16 protein-coding genes are annotated in these 18801 nt (G+C 42.7%); 11 read left to right on the top strand and 5 right to left on the bottom strand.

The genetic code is table 11. From position 1 onward, the window contains the following. Window positions 1-11 precede the first annotated feature (11 nt). Entirely contained in the window at window positions 12-1748 is a 1737-nt protein-coding gene (locus tag J5X92_RS18415; RefSeq protein WP_208806261.1) for a PP2C family serine/threonine-protein phosphatase, read from the bottom strand. A gap of 545 nt (window positions 1749-2293) precedes the next feature. On the opposite strand from J5X92_RS18415, the gene J5X92_RS18420 reads away from it, so the two are divergent. The 10 genes from J5X92_RS18420 (at window position 2294) to J5X92_RS18465 (ending at window position 11728) form a co-directional block, all read left to right on the top strand. After that, window positions 2294-4033: a serine/threonine-protein kinase gene (locus J5X92_RS18420; RefSeq protein WP_208806262.1), complete on the top strand. Its 1740-nt coding sequence runs from the start codon at window positions 2294-2296 to the stop codon at window positions 4031-4033. A gap of 57 nt (window positions 4034-4090) precedes the next feature. Beyond that, window positions 4091-4900, top strand: coding sequence for a hypothetical protein (locus J5X92_RS18425; protein WP_126872603.1), 810 nt, complete (start codon window positions 4091-4093; stop codon window positions 4898-4900). A gap of 11 nt (window positions 4901-4911) precedes the next feature. Continuing rightward, a complete protein-coding gene (locus tag J5X92_RS18430; RefSeq protein ID WP_126872602.1) occupies window positions 4912-5439 on the top strand; it encodes a hypothetical protein in 528 nt (175 codons plus the stop codon). A gap of 1 nt (window position 5440) precedes the next feature. Further along, window positions 5441-5809 (top strand): FHA domain-containing protein, encoded by a 369-nt coding sequence (locus J5X92_RS18435; protein ID WP_013782697.1) that lies wholly within the window; start codon window positions 5441-5443, stop codon window positions 5807-5809. A gap of 33 nt (window positions 5810-5842) precedes the next feature. Next, window positions 5843-6652 carry a MotA/TolQ/ExbB proton channel family protein gene (locus J5X92_RS18440; protein WP_126872601.1) on the top strand — a complete coding sequence of 270 codons (810 nt, stop codon included), beginning with the start codon at window positions 5843-5845 and terminating at the stop codon, window positions 6650-6652. A 9-nt stretch (window positions 6653-6661) separates the two neighbouring features. Next, on the top strand, window positions 6662-7459 hold the full coding sequence (locus tag J5X92_RS18445; RefSeq protein ID WP_208806263.1) for an FHA domain-containing protein: 798 nt from the start codon (window positions 6662-6664) through the stop codon (window positions 7457-7459). Between the two features lie 2 nt (window positions 7460-7461). Then, window positions 7462-8280, top strand: coding sequence for a protein phosphatase 2C domain-containing protein (locus J5X92_RS18450; RefSeq protein ID WP_126872600.1), 819 nt, complete (start codon window positions 7462-7464; stop codon window positions 8278-8280). Window positions 8281-8331: 51 nt separating this feature from the next. Then, entirely contained in the window at window positions 8332-9828 is a 1497-nt protein-coding gene (locus J5X92_RS18455) for an FHA domain-containing protein (protein ID WP_126872599.1), read from the top strand. Between the two features lie 22 nt (window positions 9829-9850). After that, a complete protein-coding gene (locus J5X92_RS18460; RefSeq protein WP_013782702.1) occupies window positions 9851-10708 on the top strand; it encodes a VWA domain-containing protein in 858 nt (285 codons plus the stop codon). Between the two features lie 90 nt (window positions 10709-10798). Continuing rightward, complete coding sequence (locus J5X92_RS18465; protein ID WP_208806264.1) at window positions 10799-11728, top strand: VWA domain-containing protein; 930 nt, start codon at window positions 10799-10801, stop codon at window positions 11726-11728. Between the two features lie 72 nt (window positions 11729-11800). Here J5X92_RS18465 and J5X92_RS18470 read toward each other — a convergent pair whose 3' ends face one another. Continuing rightward, complete coding sequence (locus tag J5X92_RS18470; RefSeq protein ID WP_208806265.1) at window positions 11801-15085, bottom strand: DUF748 domain-containing protein; 3285 nt, start codon at window positions 15083-15085, stop codon at window positions 11801-11803. Between the two features lie 90 nt (window positions 15086-15175). Continuing rightward, on the bottom strand, window positions 15176-15733 hold the full coding sequence (locus J5X92_RS18475) for a DUF2780 domain-containing protein (RefSeq protein ID WP_126872595.1): 558 nt from the start codon (window positions 15731-15733) through the stop codon (window positions 15176-15178). Window positions 15734-16267: 534 nt separating this feature from the next. On the opposite strand from J5X92_RS18475, the gene J5X92_RS18480 reads away from it, so the two are divergent. After that, the gene (locus J5X92_RS18480) at window positions 16268-16426 is read left to right on the top strand and encodes a hypothetical protein (protein WP_185864160.1); all 159 of its coding nucleotides are present in this window, start codon (window positions 16268-16270) and stop codon (window positions 16424-16426) included. 201 nt (window positions 16427-16627) lie between these two features. On the opposite strand, the gene J5X92_RS18485 is transcribed toward J5X92_RS18480, so the two are convergent. Both J5X92_RS18485 and J5X92_RS18490 read right to left on the bottom strand, forming a co-directional pair. Beyond that, window positions 16628-17233, bottom strand: coding sequence for a hypothetical protein (locus J5X92_RS18485; RefSeq protein WP_208806266.1), 606 nt, complete (start codon window positions 17231-17233; stop codon window positions 16628-16630). A 579-nt stretch (window positions 17234-17812) separates the two neighbouring features. Beyond that, window positions 17813-18700, bottom strand: a complete 888-nt coding sequence (locus tag J5X92_RS18490; protein ID WP_013782708.1) for a LysR family transcriptional regulator — start codon at window positions 18698-18700, stop codon at window positions 17813-17815. Window positions 18701-18801: the final 101 nt, after the last annotated feature.

Below are 18801 nucleotides of genomic sequence, written 5' to 3' on the forward strand. Positions count from 1 at the left end.
TTGATTGGCGTTCATTTTGTTTCATCTACAAGGCCTTCAGAAATATGTAGGCTAATTTCTTCAACAATTAAGGCGTTACTGCTGTCTAGGAATAGCATTACCTGTTCACCGGTTGCTTTTTCAACTTCAGCGCGCCATACAAGTAAGTAGTTGTCTCCTTTTTTGAAAATGATGAGCTGGGCTTGCTGAAGCATCCTTAATGTCGATTTAACCTCGTCTTCCGCTAACGTAAATGCTTCGTCAGCTGACAGTGCCGGAGTGGTGTCTATATTAATATCGTTAAGCGTTTTGCTATTTATGCTGGCTATCTTGTTTTCACGAACAAGGGTAATTGTTTCGGCCCCATAAACAGGTAAGCCTTTGTAGAACTGCTGGAGTTTAATTACTTGACTATTACCTATCTCACGGCCGCGGTTGGCTACTTTAAGTTCATCGTCTTCACCTAAGTCGCCTTCTTCTCGAAGGGCTTCCACCGTTTTCTCGATAGCATCATCAATACTTGATACGGGAATATCTGGAGTGCTTCTTCGGGTTTCGATATTTCCTGAGTCAGCAGAAGATGTGTCGGTTCCTATGACTTCTTTTGATGACTTTTCACTAGACTCAAGTGGTAAGTTATCCTGTTGCTTAGACTGACTATTTGAGTCTGAGCGGGGTAGAGGTATAGGCGGGTTAGCTTCGGAACTGTTAGCATTGCTTGTCTTTTGATGTGGTAGTGACGCACTGTCGATGCTGATAGGTCGACTCAGGAAGTAATATCCTAATGTAGTTAGGATGATGAGCACCCCCAGCCCTAGCAGTAATTTGTACTGACTATGTGAAGATTGCTCTGCCGTGTTTTTTACCGTGCTGCTCTTAACGTCACTGTGAAATTGTGTTGGATCAATATTCTCTTCTGTAGGAACTTCAACACGATTTGATTCCTTCTCAGCGGATTCCGGCTTTAGTAGTTCAGGCTCGGGCGATTTAATGCCATATTGTTCCTGGGGCGTTGGCCCTGAACCTGCAGTTTCTTCAGGCCACAGTTTTATTAATATGGCGGTGGTATTGTCATGTTGATTTTTGTTGGCTAATTGCTGCTGTATCAGGGTGTCTAAATCCTTGTCGCTTTCAATGTTTTCAAGTACTCCCCCTAATGATTGTTGAGTGAATAACTCCCAAAAACCATCAGAGCAAACCAAAAACACGTTACCGCTTGTCTCGTAACGTTCAATTAGGGGGGAAGGGGGCTCACTACCGCCTAAACTTGAATAAATTTTGTTTTGGTCTGGATGCGATGCAATTTCATCATCTGAAATATCGCCTTTTAATGCATGAAGTTGAGCGAGAGATTGATCTACGGTTCGTTTAACGAAGCTTTCGTTTTTAAACTGAAATGTTCGACAATCGCCCACATGCATCGACATGAAGATACTTTGTGCTAGGTTGACATAGAGCATGCAGACGAGGGATTGGGCTTGTGCGAATTCTTCAATTTGTGAATCTAGAATTGCACTATGTGCGGAAAATGCCAATTCGGTAAGAAAATTTTCGGGTTCTTCAATACTATCATTTTCATTCCACTTTTGTGTGCAGACATCAACCACTTTTTGTGCTGCAAACGCCCCCCCTTTATGGCCTCCCATGCCGTCTGCAACCACACATAAAAACTCGCCATATTGTGGTTTTATTAATACCGCATGAGCATCTTGATTCTCTTCGCGATGACCAATATGACTAGCAGAATAAACGCGAAACTTGTTGTACATATTTCTCTTCCTTAAGAAAAGCCGCTATTGAAAAGTCACCGTCGAATCAAGCAACTCAGTAGATTCACTGCAGGCTTTATCTGTTTAAAAGGAAGCAAGAGAAGGCTTGATAACTGGGAGAATTGCCTATGTTTCCCTAAAGAAAAATGAGGAAAAGACAAAAAAGAGGGAGCTGAAAGTATCATATTTGTACCTGTCCTTGGCGCCATTGAAATCGCAATTCATTATTTTTGTAAGTGCGTAGAACAACGAAAAGGCCTAAATACTTTTCACTAGCGCTGTGTAGTATTGATCGTTTTCCATACAAATACCACTGATCAAAAAATAAACACACAGTGTTTATTTAAAAGATTGATTCGTTATTTTCTTTGGTGTATATCTTTTATTGTTGTTTAAATTTTGATCAGATGGTGTGTTTTTAGTGACATCAAAAGATGTTGACAACTGCGCCAATAATTAGAAAAAAAGTTGCACACTAAGGGCAGTATAAAGTGCAACACACAATGCAAATATACAGGTAAGTATTTACCACTGCAGAGGGAAGAATGAGCAGTCAGGTGCACAAGCTCGCGTTACCAGCTGGTACGCAACTTCAACAATATCAAATAGAGTCAGTCCTTGGGGTTGGTGGGTTTGGTATTGTCTATCAAGCGCGCCACACGCATCTTGATTCCTTGGTGGCCATTAAAGAATTTATGCCGCAGCACTGTGCTACTCGTGATGGTCAGACCGTGTACCCTCTAAGCCAGTCAGACGAACTAGAATTTGAAACCGGTATTCAAAAATTTCTCGATGAAGCAAAGCAGCTCGTCCAGTTTGATGACCATCCCAACATTATTCGCTGCAAAGACTTCTTCAAATACAATGGAACAGCGTATCTAGTAATGAATTTAGAGCGAGGAAAAGAACTCGCTCAGATTCTTAAAGCTCACACAGCACAAGAATGTCCACTCACTGAAGCGCAAATAATAAAACTAATGATACCTGTGCTCGAAGGCTTGCAGTATATACACGACCAAGGTGTATTACATAGAGATATTAAGCCCGCTAATATCTTTGTTCGCTCAAGTGACGAGCGCCCATTGTTGATTGACTTTGGAGCTGCAAAACAAAACTTTGGCCACACGCAGAAGTCTGAAAATCAAATGCAAACTTATGGGTATGCTCCGTTAGAGCAGGTAGGTTCAGAGGGTGATCTAGGGCCTTGGACGGATATTCACGCAGTTGGTGCAATGATGTGGCGAATTGTTCTTAATGCCAACCCTCCCCGGGTTGAAGACCGTACCGCTAGAGTATTGCAAGGCCAAGCAGATCCTGCCCTAATCCGACTGGATGAAGTTAAAGAGCAATTCTCTGAAAATTTTATTAATACAATTAAAAAAGCAATATCAATTCGTATTAGTGAGCGTTTTCAATCTGCTAATGAACTTATAGCTGCGTTACAAGGCGTACCCGTAACACCACAGGTTGGGCTAGACGAACAACAAACTACTCGGTTAGATTCATCGGCCTCAGCGTCTCAGTTTCCACCAAGCTATCCATCGCATGTTGCACATCCGCAGGCCACCGATTCCAATCCTAGTTCATCCAAGTCACATAGTGTATCGGGGCCAAACACGGCAGGGCTTTCTACGTCTCAACCTATATCTGCTAATAGTAACTCGGGGTACAGTCCGGGGCCCGTTCCCAACAATCTTGGGGCGAACGCGAATCAACATCAATCGACAACTCCCCCCACTAAAAATAACTTCAAAATGTGGGTCGGCGCGCTATGTGCGGCGGTTGTCGTTCTGCTAGGCGGCTTTTATGGCTTACAGGCAACCAAAAGTAGCACTGCTTCTAATCAGATTTTGGTAAACGAAGAAATCGATATTATTTACTCTTTGGTCACCAAAGCAGAGATGGATAACGACAGCAATACTATTGAAAACCGCATGCTATGTGCAATGGAAGAAATCGATGATATGGATGATGCTGGAACGAGAAATATTGAGCTACTTCGTTCTGGCATTGAAAACCGAACGCTAAATATTGAAAAGAATTTAGCGAAAGCCAGAGAACGGGCTGCCGATTTAGTATCTCGTCATCAATCAAACTCACAACATATTAATAATGTCTTCGACGAAGTCATAAAGTCGAGTAAACAAAAAGGGAAGTACGATAAAGCAGAATACCTAGCGTCGTTAAAGTTACTTGTCCAAGAAGCTTCTAAATTAAATGAAAAGAGCGAAGTCATTGAGTTACTAGAAAAACGAATAACCGTTGCTCCTAAAGCGTGCGGTTAAAGCCAGCCTAGAAATACGAACTTGAAAGACGTTTGTCAATTTAATAGGGATTTAAAAATGAATACGTTAAACAAAGTAGTACCAGTGACCATTGCATGCTTACTCATGACAGGGTGTGCAAATACAGCAGAAAGCTTGATGGGGGCTTTAACACCAGAAAGTAATCAAAGTAACACTAGCGAAGGCGGCATGGACTTCAGCTCGTTTGACGTAAGTTCGCCCGTTGAAGAGTTGGGTAAAAAAGATATTAGTACTTCACGAACGGTGGGCCAAATCATCGGTGCGATTGTGGGCGGCTATGCGTGTTATAAGAAATTTGGCGGAAATAAATTGCTTATGGCTGGTTGTGCTGGCATTGGCGGTATTGCCGGAGATCAGTTAGGGAAATATATAGGTGAAGCGATTGCAGTTAGACGTATGAATTATGCCAGTAACTATGAGTTTCTAGAGTCAGAAATAGAAGCGTCTGAAAATGCGATTCAAACCCGAGAAGAAGAGTTAGCAAAAACTAAGCAAAACATTTCAACGATGGAAGAAAGAATTGATTTACTTAAAAGTAAAGCATCACTCACTGAAGCAGAAATAGCAGAGGCACAAGCATTGCTTGCGGAAGGTAAAGCTTTACGGGCTGAAAATCAACTACTCGAAGACCGCTATACCGATACGCTTTCATATTTGAACAGTGCACTTGAAGACAGTGAAGAAGAAATTGCGTCACTCACCGAAGATAAAGCCAAGACACAAGAGGCCCATGAGGAGTTACTTGCCAAGCGAGATCAACTTTCCATGCAACTGGCTGCCATCCAAACTCAATCTTCCCAATTAGATGAGCAAAACACTGCACTTAACAGCTTAATTGTAGGTTAAGGAGCCACGAAATGAACAAGTTATATAAATTAGGTGTGGTGCTACTTAGCATAGTAGTAGTGGGGTGTGCGGTTTCGGCAGATCCCACAGAACAAAGTACTAGTGATCGTATCTGGGCGAGTGTAAGTGGCTTAGATGAAAAAACTATTGCGAGTATGCAAGAGAAGCTCGATGGGTTAAATAGCCGGGTGAAGGGAATCGATGAAGAAGTTGATTACTATATGAGCCAGCTTTACTTGGTCAAAAAAGAGCTGTCTAGCTACGAACTTACCGAGCAACAACTCACCGATTTACAGTTGGAAATTGAGGAAGTTGAAAAGCAAACCTTAGCATTGAATCAGAAGAATAAAGACAGTGCACTACTCATTGAGCAAAAGAATGCACAACTACAGGAGAAAGAGGGGAGTAAGGATGAACTGGTTGAAGACCTAAGGCATTTAGATTCGCAAATTAATAGTGTTGAAAGTCAAGTCGGCATTGTTTCTACCGGTATAAAAGACATTGTTGCCATGCGAACCCGATATGCGTTGGAAGAGTGATATGGCGTTTGCAACTTACACAGTAGGTAGGTCGAGCCAAGCTGATATCTGTATTGCCGACCCGAGTATTTCTCGCATTCACATGGAAATAACTGTCACCAATGACGGGCGCTACTTTTGCGCAGATCGTATGTCGACTCACGGCACTTTTTTAAAAAAAAACGGCGAATGGAAGCCGCTTAAGCAAGGCTACATAGACGGAGCCGATTCCCTCGTGTTGGGAACGAAAAAAATTAAGCTCAGTAGCATTATAAATTCGCCCGCAGTGGCTGGCTTTTTAAAGCAAAAAGAAGTGAATGAAGATGTCGAGCCTATGTCATTTAAGCCTATTCGCAACACTGCTACGGGTGAAATTGAATCGTCCTCGTAAATAGCTAACATGAAACATGGATTGGTAAACGTTATGAATTTATTGGAATCAGACGAGCAGAAATATCGGGTTATTGTGGCTTTAGTCGCCATATTTATCACCATATTTGTGGTTGGCGTATTTGCATTAATACTTCCTGTCAGCGAAGCCAAAACCGGTCAAATAAACGTGGGCGACGTATTGTTCGATCGCAGCAGTGGTATGTTTCCCGCTACCTTACAAAACCTAATGTGGCTCATGTTCTTTATCGGGCTAGGCGAAATGTGGGTTAGGCACAATCGTTCAGCCAAAGAGTTAGAGCAGCTTAAGCTTTATATTTTGCCTGAAGAAGACGACGTTATGCTGAGGGCGAAAGATCTGGTACCTATTTATACCGGTATATGCGAGCGCAAAGTTGCTCAACACTTCTTTGTTCAACGGCTCACCAAACGGGTGATCCTGCAATTCCAAGGCAGTAATTCAGCCGACCAAGCCAACTCCTTAATGAATTCTAGCCTTGAGTTAATGCAGCATGAAATAGAGCTCAAATTTAATATGTTGCGATACCTTGTGTGGTTAATACCTACGCTGGGGTTTATCGGTACTGTGGTGGGTATTGCTTTAGCTTTATCGTCGGCGGCAGACATGCCCGATGTATCAGACACAGACGCGATTCGTGAATGGTTAGGGTTGTTGACCACAGATTTAGGCTTAGCGTTTAACACCACGTTAGTGGCGCTGATCATGTCTGCGGTATTGGTTTTCTTACTGCATATAGTGCAGGCCAGAGAAGAAATGGCACTTAATAGTGCCGGTCAATATTGTATGGATAATTTAATTAATAGACTTTACGAAAACAAATAGAGGTGCACCATGGCGATTAAACGAGGCCCAGATGGCGTTCCAGTTGATATGCCTTCAGTCATAGCTCCTGGAGGTACAGCTCCTAAAGGTACGGCTCCAACCGAACCTGAAACGCGCGCGAGTGGTATAGGTAGCAATACCGCTAATGATGGGCCAACGGTTACCACACCTTCTCCCACCAATACTATGCCATCAAGTACAAGGCCTTCAAGGCCTGCAACGTCTGGTTTAATATTTGATGAACCTTCAACAACTCCAGCCAACCGCCAGCATACGACATCACCTGCTGAGACCGTTGATATTCGAGAAAACGCTGAAATATCAGAACACGATGACATTGATGCACTACCCACTGTGGTAGGGGGAAACAGAAGACCTAGTGCGCCGCCAGTCAGTACGACTGAAACCGCCGCGCAGTCACCACATTTTATGCCTGACCCTATGCAAGACCCCATCTCTGGTTGGCTTGTGGTGGTAAAAGGGCCAGGTAAAGGGCACTTTTTAAAATTGGGCTTTGGTCAAAATAGTATTGGGCGAAGTGCATCTGAAAGAGTCAGTGTTGATTTTGGTGATGGGCAAGTATCAAGGGCTAATCATGCCACTATCTCTTACGATCCTAGGGGTAACCAGTTCTATATTCAGCCGGGCTCAGGTACCAATATGACCTATTTAGATAACCAGCCTTCGCCCGTACTGCAGCCCATGATATTACCTGCTTTTAGTCATATTTCTATTGGTGAAACCACACTGAGGTTTGTGCCTTTGTGTGGCGAAAACTTCACTTGGGAAAGTATGGAAGAGGATTAATCATGTATTCGGTTCAGGTGGCGTGGTCTCAAATAATTGGTGCTCGAAAAAGCCAACAAGACAGTGCCTCAGTAGTAACTTGGCCTAACGGTTTCCGGTTGTTGCTGTTAGCTGATGGGATGGGGGGGCATGTTGGAGGAGATATCGCCAGTAGCTTGGTTATCGATACATTCAAACAGCAATTTATTGAGAGCGATGAACAGGATATTAAGCAGCGTTTAATTAACGCGTTAGATGCGGCCAACCTTGCTATTTATCATCAGGTAAAAGAAAACCCTGAGTTATCAGGTATGGGGACCACGTTAATAGCGGCAGTTTTTGATGGCTTACATCTACAGTGGTTAAGTGTAGGAGACAGCCCAATGTGGTTACTGCGTAACAAAACGTTGGTGCGACTTAACGAAAACCATTCTATGTCGGAAGTCTTGGCTAGAAAAGTGGAGTTAGGCGAAATATCAAGCGAGGAAGCAAGGACATCACCGGTTCGCTCTCAATTACTCGAAGCAGTAATGGGCGGAAATATTGAACGGGTTGATGCGCCGGACGATTCTAGAGAGCTTAAACCAAATGATTTGCTTATTTTGGCTAGTGATGGGGTGGAAAGTTGTAGTGATGAAACCATTATCGGGGTATGCCAACAGTCTTCAAATGATAGTGCTGAGCTAACAATGGCACTGTTAAATGCGGTTAAAGCACAAGAACGACCCAAGCAAGACAACGCGACGCTTATTGTCATGCAGGTAAAAGAACCTGTTGTAAATGAGCCCGCTACGGTGCAGCCGGAAGCGGGTGAAACATTAGAAGAGCCATCTACCCATTAACTAAATCAACTGATAGATAAATTGAGGAATACGCTTGTGTATAGAGTAGGGATGTTTATTACACTTTGGGTAATTTTTACTTTGCCATCCTATGCCTTTACTACCGTTCCTATAGAGGTGCTTGATGATGGAAAAGTAGAGCAAACAGGCATTGCTACGCTGGTTGCAAACGAAACCATCATCATCAACCAAAAACTGCTGGCGCAAGGCAATCAGTATGTCGTCACCGACCCTACCAGTAAGGCAAAGTTGATAGCTGACCTATCAGCAAAAGATGAAAGCTTAGACTTAGCTATTCTACATGTGAATGGACTATCGGGTACCCCTGTGGTGGTGGCGAAAGAGAATACTGCCATTGGTAGCAAAATCTATTTGGTGAAGCTAAATGGACTCTCTACGGCAGGCACTCTTCACTCCATACTTCCTGTAAATAAAAGCCACCCTGAACAGCGCTGGCAGCATACGGCATTATTAACTGAAGGGGAGTTTGGTGCGCCGCTAGTGAACAACTGCCAAGAGCTATTAGGCGTGAGTGTTAGCGATACCAAAGGGGTATTCGACAAGCGCCTTAAACTGTCTTCATCATTTTCAGCCGCAACCAACTTAAGAACGCTAACAGCGTTCCTTACTAAGCACAACATAGATTTCACAGAATCAGAAAATAGCTGTTTGTCTGAAGCTGACCAACTGGCTGCGTTAGAAGAAGAGAAGAAAAAGCAGCAAGCAACACTTGAGAAGCAAGAAGCGGAACGCAAAGCGGTGGAAGAAGAGCTTGAAAAGTTAAAGAAGGAAGCGGAAGCAAAGAAAAAAGCGCTAGAAGAAGCTAAAGCTGATACGACCCGGCAAGATGCAGAACGTCAAAAGGCCGAAGAGGCACTAGAAGAAGCCAGGCAGCAAACTATTGAGCAACAGAAAAAGCTGGAAGATGCTGAAAAAGCGATTAAAGAACAAGAAGAAAAAGTAAAAGAAACCGAAGCGAAGAGTAAACAAAAAGAGCAGGAATTCGAAGAAGAAAAGAAAAGTGAGCAACAAAAACTTATTTACTATGCAATTCCAATCATTCTAGTGCTGATTGTGGTGCTTATTGTTTTAAGCCGCCGTAGAAAAAAACTGCTTGAAGTAGAGCAAGAGGCCTCGGAAAACAAGCAACAACTCTCGGCAGAGAAAGCCAAAGTGGCATCGGCACAAGAAGCGCTCAGTATGGCGTCGGCAACGTTCGACGACATTATTCTAGATGGCAAAGATGAAGCAGGTGGTGAGCATCGTATTAAAGTTATTGGGTCTACTTTAGCCAGAACCGAAGGCGGCATATTAATAGGCCGTTCAGCACAAAAAGCAAACTACGTTATTAATGTGCCGGGTGTTTCAAGAGAGCATTTAAACGTTATCTTGATAGACAATAAGGTAATGATTGAAGATTTAAGCAGCGTAAATGGGACTGCCATAAATGATAAAGACTTAGCGCCAAACACGAAGGCCGAACTAAAAAATGGCGATACCCTTCGAATAGGAACGGTGACTTTTTCTGTCCATTTTTTACCGTCTTAGCTGAAAGAACAGGTGAAACCAAATGAAAGTGCGTAGCAGGGAAGTAAACGTATTTAGTATGTCGGCATTAGACTTATTTGCGTCTGCCATGGGCGCTTTTATGTTTTTAGCCATCATCGCACTGCCGTTTTTCCCCAATACGGGAGATTCAGCTGAGCGAGTGGCCGACATTAAAAGCGAGCTTAAAAAAGCGGAAGCGCAAATTGCCGAAGAACAAAAACAAAAAGCGGAGATAGCAAAGCAAAGGGATGAAGTTCAAAAGAAACTAGACGAAGAGCAAAGCACATCTAAGATATCTTTTCCTACCATGGATATGGTAATTGCGCTTGATACAACCGCTAGCATGGATAAACAAGTTAAGGGGCTGAGGGCTGAAATTGTCGACATCGCCAATTTGTTGATGAAGTTATCCCCTGATGCGGCACTTGGCGTCATTGATTTTAAAGACAGATGTGAGCCAAGAGGGGCAATAAAAAGTCACGATATCATTAAGCTAAATACGAGTTCAGTTAATCAGTTACAACGTTTTGTGAATACCATGCGCGCTGGTAGTCATAACTGTAACCAAGACGGCGAAGAAGCGATAAATCTTGCAATGAACAAAGCATTAGCATTGAAGTGGCGCGCCTCATCTAAATCAAAAACCATTATTTTTATTAGCGATAACGGTGCCTACGCTAGCGTTTCTTCACAAGTATTAGGTCAGGCGAGTCGGTTTAATCAAAGTGGTGAGAAAAGCCAAGTTTCAACGGTTTTCGTGCCAACTCAGAATGCCCTCGGACGTGCCTACTTAAAACAACTAGCAGAGACTGGGGGCGGTAAGTTTGTCACTGGTGGCGGATCTTTTGTAGGGACCGTGCTGTTGGCGCTAGCTGAATGATTGCCTTACTGTGTTGGCAAACGATTTTTAGCGCTGCATTAATGTCGAGGCTTTATGAAATTACGTAACAGGGAAGTCAACGTATTTAGTATGTCTGCACTTGATCTGTTTGCCTCGGCAATGGGGGCATTCATGTTTTTAGCCATTATTGCACTGCCTTTTTTCCCCAATACTGGGTCTTCACCTGAGTCTATAAGCGAGATTAAAAAAGAACTCGATGCTGCAAAAGAAAAAACAGCACAGACCGAAAAAGCGTTAGAGTCTACTCAGAAAAGTTTAGATGAGGCGAACAAAGAGCTTGCCGAGGGTATTGATAAATACCCCATCGAACTGATTATCACCATTGATATTAGTGGTTCAATGGCGGTGCCTTTGCAGCGCTTGAAAGACGCGATTAAGCGGCTCACCATTGAAGTGCCCAAAGTTACCCGTGAATTTAAGATTGGTGTGGTGGCCTATGGTGGAGATGGAAAATTTATCACTGTCCCAAGTGTTGTTATCACAAAGACGTCAAGAGAGAGGTTTATTCAACAGATAGATGCCCTTGAGCTCTTGCCTGGCGAAACCGATGTGCCAGAGGCGGTATCGAATGCCATGGCGATGTTCTCACCACCCAATGACAAAGTGCGCAAAGCTTACGTACTTATCGGTGATGTAGGTCCCTATGAAATGATTGGCTCTCGAAGCTTTGATATTTATGCAATATCTGAGGCTCAGGCAAACAGGTTAATTAATGCAGGAAGAGGCGTTCAGGTGAGTAAAAACTATGAGACTGAAATTTTAAATAGTATTGGCAGTTTTATATCGAGCAATAAATTACGTAGTGTAATGGCCATGTACACAGGTAACGCAACCCGCCGTGGGGATGCGTCGTATAACGTTATCGCACTCACTAAACCCCATAGCATCCCGTTCTTCAAAGCTGTGGCAAATGAAGGTGGCGAAGACAACGGGCATTATTCAGAAGAGCCTTCAGAGATGCTTTCTATGCTGCTTATTGCAGTATTAGCCGCGTCCTAATAACGCGGCTAGCACGCAATAACAAAATTGTAATAAGTAGCATTGAGAAATATGAATGAGCTGGCTGAAGAGTTAATTAGCCTCAAGCGTTAAGGCGACTCCGCTCTTTTTAAGCTGTAAATGTTGTCGACTATTCAGTAAAAACAGACGATTCGCGTCTACCGCAAGTTCATTTGCCAAGAAGTTTTTCACCGTTTTGGCGCGGGCATCAGCTAAATGGGCAAGTTCCCGCTTCGGTATGTCCATGGCACTTCTTACTTGATTGTACATGGCGATATAGAGTGCTTGTTCGACTTGCGCGGCATCAGGTGCTACTTGAACAGGTGTTGTTTCGCTATCTGCAGTATCTTTACCTGTATCTTCACCGCTTTGCTGCAATTTAGCTATTACCACTACGCGTTCTTCTTCTACTGTTTTGCCGGTGCTGCTAACGAATAACTCACTTAATGCGTCAGCGAGAGGGCCGCTTATCGGCATAGTACTTGGCGACAAGCTTTCTGGTAGCGCCTCTTGACCAGAAAGGGCCAACAGCTGTTGTTGCAGTTTCTGTTCTGCTAGTTCATAAGCGTCAGGTACTTCATCTACAGTGCCTTCAATATTCACGCGAAGTCCAGGGCGTTTTGTTAGCGCATCGGCAAGGGTAGCGAGTTTACTTGATGCAGCATCAGTTAACTGCGATGAGCCATGCGTGAAGTCAATTTCATTAAGCTCATCGTCGTCGCTGCCGACTAAGTTCGCCAACAACGAAAAGGGCGCAGTCACCGCTTTCGTGATTAAGTTACCAATTGCTTTTAATATAATAGAGCCGAACCCAAAGGTTGGGCTATCTAAATCACCCGACACTTCAAGACCTAGATCGATAACACCGTTTGAGTCTTCTAATAAAGCTATGGCCAGCCCAAGCGGTAAGCTAAGCGCTTGGTCAGAGTCTGTTTTCCTACCTAAGGTAAGTTGGTCAATGACTACATGGTTATTGCCCGCTAATTGGTTATCCTCCAATAAATACTGAATATCGAGGGACAATAAACCTTTATCAATAAAGTGCCCCATATAAGTACCTGAATAAGGGTTTACTGACGTAAGTTCCGCGCCTTCTACGGTGAAAGTGAGGTCTAAAAAGATATCTTTTATTAGCGGGTTAATCGCGCCGTACAAAGCAACTGGCGCGTAGCCATCTATTTTACCCTTTACGTCTACATTTGCGGCGGTGTCGGCATTTGATGAGAGTTTAGTAATGCTGCCGTTTAAGCTTTCAATTCCAGAAGCAAAGCGAGGGCGCAAAGAATTATCAGCAAAGTAGGCGCTACCATCATTAAAGACAATTTCACCAATGCGAATAACAAGCTCAGAGACTTCTTCGTCAGCGCTGGGGTGAGCTCCCTGTTTAGATTCAGGTTGGGTTTTGGTTTCTGGTGTCGAAATAGAGGGGGAGGCAGTTTGTTCTACTACAATATTACTGAAGTTAGTTTGCTTGTCTTCAGCGATTAATAGCTTAGCGTAGGGTTTATCCAGCGTGATTTTTTCTAAAGAAAGGGTGCTGTCAGTAGAATTATACTTAATACCTTTAATTTGAAGGTCGGCCCATTGCAGCAAAGGCTCTTGCTTTAAATCATCGATAACCGTGAGTGACGCTATGCTCGCCTGCCCATTAAATACTACTTTACTGTCACTATTGGCTTCAAAACTACCTGAAAGATCTGCACTGCCATCTTCAAGAGCAAGATTTAAATACTGCGCCACATAAGGCTGAAGTTGGGAAAGGCCGAATTGGCTGATATCAATAGTCCCCGACACGGCTTGTTCATTTGCCGAAATAGCGCCTTTACTGCTTATTGATGAAGCGGGTGTAGTTATCGATGAAGTGGCTGATAGGCTTGAAGTGGAAGACTGCGCTAGGCTGCCACCGAGCTTCATATCAATAGTGTAATCGATTGGGGTTGTAAGGGTAGAATCTATAACGCCCGTGCTTAAATTTAGCGGAAATACTCGCCAATTAACCCCGTTAGAAACCATATTTTCTCTTACGAGTATATCGGCGTCGTTTAACGCGAACGTTTGCAGTACTACCCGCCATGCCGCTTTATCGCTTTGTTTGGCATCGACGGAAGCTGAGTTCTCTGTGTTTGGTGCTGTGGCCGGCGTGCTCGAGGCCGCTTGCGAAACTTTTTCATCAAACCCTTTTGGGGTAAATATTGATACTAAATCTACGCCCGATTCGTCGATTTGAGCACTTATCCAAGGCTGCTCTAGGCTAATATTAGCAACATTAACCTGCTGCGTTTTGGTATCTAGGTTTATATCACCAACGCGTAATTCAGCAAGCTTAACTCTAGGGCTTTCTTTGTCAGAAATTACTAATTGAGACAAAGATAAGTCGGCATTATTTGCTTGAAAGCGAAAATCATTATTGTCTTGTGATAGATGATAATTGAGGGAAAAACTTAGGGCGCCGTTTGTTATTTTCGCATCAAGTATGTCATCAGATAATGGCCAAAGCGGGGCTAATGCAATTTGGCTAACCTCAAAACTACCCGCTATATCTATGGGAGACAGCTGAAACTGCCCATCGAATTGAACGCTGCCGCCTTCGGTGGTCGCTAGGGTAAACGAATAGTAGTTGGCTGATTCATCGTTGCTGCTATTTTCAGAGCTGTTCTTTGCACTAATAGCGCTATTACCAGCGGCACTAACCTGACTTTGGCCTGCATCTACATTTAAGGAAGTGGCTAGGGTATCAAGATTATTTAGCGTAAAAGACAACTCTGGGTAATCAAGCTGTGTGTCGGTGACATAATCGGCCACGGAGATGTGGCCATTGCTCAGGCGAAATTTCCCCAAGCGAATATGAGGTATTTCGCTTTGCTCTTGCGCTTCAGGCTCGGTTGTATCGTGATTAGCTTTAGCGAGCGTATCTATAATGTCAGAAAAATTAAATACGGTGGTATCTTGATCAGACGCTAGTGAAGTATCACCTTCCGATACCCGAGCAAAGCGTGCATAAGGGGCATTTAGATAAATGTGCTCTAGGGTAGGGGTAAAGCTGAATAGGGTGTGCCAAAAGCCCACATCAAGCTCAAGCAGTGTAAACGCAATAAATTCATCGTCGCTACTCGCTTCTTCAATAGAAAATCCAGACACCCTAGCGCGCAGCAAGAAAGGGTTAATGCGAATATTGTCGATACTGACATTTCGGCCTAACTGTTCACTCAATATTCTTGGTGCTTTGGATTCAAGAACCATAGGCGCAACAAGACCCAGTATTAACGCGTAGAATAAGTATGCCAACAGAAAGTAGGTAGCAATACGCCGCCATTTAGGTTGCTGCTTAAATGAAGTGGTTAAGTTTTTTATGGGCATAATTATTCTAGACGTATTAAAAAGAAGAGGAAAAAGCGGCGAATAAATGATGGCATAGGTCAATCACTCACTCAGCCGCCAAAATAAATATTAAAGCATTGAGGCTAAATTACCTAAACCAGACTGAAGTAAAGATTGTGTTTCTTCATTGCTGTTTAGGTAAGTGTTAATTTGTGTGATAAAGCTGCTTATCATATCTGCATCTAAACCCAGTGCATCGAATTGTTGCTTCAATTCGTTTATAGAACCTAGAGAGCTACTATATTCAGAGGCTTTGCTTAGCAAGCCTGACATAGTTGAACCGCCATTAGTAGAATCTGCCGCAACAGAAGGTACGTTTTCTAACAAAGAGTCTAACCCAGGGATGGCTCTGGCAAGTTCTGAATAATCAGCAGTAGTGAGGTTGCCTTTAGCATAATCAAAAATAGAGGCTAAACCACCTTCAGATTGCGTTTCACTTACGCCTAAATTTTCTGACACCATACTTACCAAACTAGACACATCTAACGAGCTAGCCTCAGCCGCTTCTGTGGTTTGTGAAGTGGATGTACTGGCATCACCCAACATACCTTTTAGTTTGTTAAGCGTGTCGTTGGCAGAAGCGTGTGCCGAAAATGATAATATAACGAATAAAGATAAGACTTTCATAAGATTTTCCTTTGAAGTAGAAATCTACCGGGCTGTAGCTAGTATGTCAGCAAACTAAGAAGCAAGGTTAGCGCTAGTCTAGCTCGATAGCGCAGTAGATAGTGTTTTACATAGTGAAATGGGTGAAATTTAGGCGGTATTCTGAAGCGCTATCCTAACGTAAATTTAGTGCTATTGCCTGAAATAAAGTGTAAAGCCGCTTTACATTCGTGTGGGGAAATACGAAGCGTGCAGTAAGTCATGTGGCCATTATCTTTTATAGAATGTGCGGATATTATTTTATATGAGACTAGGGCTTTCTATTAGGCTAAGGGCTTTGCGTCGACAGCATCGAGTAAAAGCACTGGGGGAAATATCGTGTACACACATCGGGTAGGGAAGTACTGCTTTAGGTTGTTACTTCATAAAGTAAAATTTCACAATAAATGATAACAAATCAAATAAAATGATAACAATGTTGAGGCTATGCAGTGGCTTTTGAATTAGTAGGAATCGGTCTTGGTGTGAGAATTTATCTTGTTGTCGGAGAAGAGCATGACAAGCATCAGCGGTATCGAGTTCGTTTCATGGGCTCTACCTATAACAGGTTTTGTATTGGTTATCGGTGTGTTTGTCATCAATCATTTTGGGCCGAAAATAGAAAGTTGGGGTGAAAAACATATCAAGAGGCAAGGTAATAATCATAAAATTTGAAGAATGTACTTTTTAGATGCATGTGGGCTTGAAATCTTTATCACGAAAGCAACCGTTACGATTTTTGTAGATCCATAACGCTCTTCGCGCTAATTAATGCTCTATTCAACTCCTAAAGCAACTAATCTAATTTCAAATTGTCAGTCAGACTCTAAAAATCCTCATTGTCAGACATGACATGTTCTTCTAGCAACGCCTCTTCTATTGCTGATAACAGTGAAGTTTCGTCATCGATTGACTAGCTCTGATATGGTTGAGAATTCCAAAAGCCGCTCGTTTATGCTTAGTATGCAACGTCGAAAATAGCACTTTTTGTTCGCTAGCGTCCCTATCATTAATAAACTTATCGGACTCTTCTTTTAACAGCTTGGCCTTTTCTGAACTGTTTGCTACAACATCAAAAATGTTATCAAATTCAAGATTACTTTCTGTCTCTGACTGCCTTTCCCCTTCCACTCGCTCAGCATCTTCTTGTTCGATAGTATAGGAAATATGCTCATTGTATTCGCAATCCACTGAGCCAAACTCTCGACCTACTGGACCACCGAGCGCTCCATGAAGTCCACGTTTTTTGCACCACGCGATAGCCATCTTATCCATGCCATCTGATGGAATATCAACAGACAATTGAGAAAAAGATTCATCATCAGTGTGCCCTCTGGTGATGTTAAATGAAGCCGGGTTATCAATAACAAGTTCTGCTGGATTTGAATTGTCAATTGTGTTGATAAGACTATCTTGAGCAGAAAATTCTTGGTGTAAACTGTGATCCGCTTCACTAAAAATCCGGTCAGTTTTCATCATCATAAATCCTATGTTTGCTTTAACACGGCCTGCGCTCTTTTTAACAATAAATCAGTTGAGAATTGTAAGATTTGGTTTAATTCAAAATCCGAACCGAACCTAGCAAATTATGTGTGAGTCAGTACAGTTAAAAGTGTACATTTTTAATAACACTACCACTCCTCATTTCATGTTGCAGCCATGAAATATTTCTGGCTTTTTGTATTCCTTGTTGAGGCCAACGTTCGCAACAGCCTGACCAAGCGGCGGCAGTGTGTCCGCTGAAGTCACAGCGATAGTTAATCATTCTAACGCCAAACTTGCTGCTTCTTAAATTTTAGACTTAATACTCTGGCACGAATCCAATACAGTAAGGTGGACCGCAATTTTAGCGCTCAAGCGTCTCCTGACTATCTTAGAAATATGAAATGACCAACTGCATATACGCGTCGTAGTTCAACAAAAAATAACGGTGTCCCACATAAATGGAATTAGTGGCGTGATTAATCTTAAACATGGTCCACGTAAGATGTAATTAGCAGTCAGACAGGAGAAGAAGTCAGGACGCTACAGTTATGAACTATCAAATCAAAGCGTAAACCTTCACCACTGGAATTCAATTAGGCAATCTATTAAGTATTTAACTCTTAGTGGCTGATACCGAGCAGAGGGATAGATCACATTTAATGCGGACTCTTGGCCTACAAATTGATTTAGTGCTGTCACCAATCGACCTTTCTTAATATCCTCATGTACGTCCACGCTAGATTTATATACTATTCCTTTTCCTCTTACGGCCCACTCTCTGGCAATGGAGCTGTTGTCAGTACAAAATTGGGAATTTACCTTCACTTGGATTCGTTGGCCCGACCGATTATAGAAAACCCATTCGTTATCTATCTTGTCTCGAACTTTATAACAGATGCAAGGTAGGTGAGATAGTTCTGAGGGGTGTTGTATATGGCCATGCTTGAGTATAAAGTCGGGAGAAACACATAAGACTCTTCTCTTATCGGATAGAGGACGCGCAACGAGTCTTGAATCACTGGGAATACCATACCTTATTGCTATATCAATATCGCCGGAATATAAATCTTCCACGAAGTCAGATGTGTTTACCCGAAAACGAACCTCGGGATAGATGGACAAAAAGGAGTCAAGAACCCCGAGAAGTCTCGTCTTGGCTAAGTCAGTAGGTGCAGCAATTACTATTTCACCGGCGAGTATTTCCGATTTATCTTTGACTTCTTCAAAGGACTCTTCAAGCTTTGCAAACGCCAAACGACTTTGTTGATAAAAAGATCTACCCTCGTGGGTTTCTCTAACTACTCTCGTAGATCGTTCAAGAAGTCTCACATTCAACCGAGCCTCAAGCTTTTTCACTGAGTTGCTCACAGCAGTACTGCTCACTCCTAGTTTTTTAGCAGCGCCTATGAAGCTCCCTTGCTCCACAACAGCATGAAAAGCCCCTACTTCACTATAAATACTCATTTAACGCTTTAGATTATAAACCACAGGTTGATAGTAAAATAATAAATACACTGATTATTTTCAATAGAATTCGACATATTCTACAGCTCGGTCTAACAAAA

This window comes from Alteromonas sp. K632G (genome assembly GCF_017653625.1).
Taxonomy (GTDB): domain Bacteria; phylum Pseudomonadota; class Gammaproteobacteria; order Enterobacterales; family Alteromonadaceae; genus Alteromonas; species Alteromonas naphthalenivorans.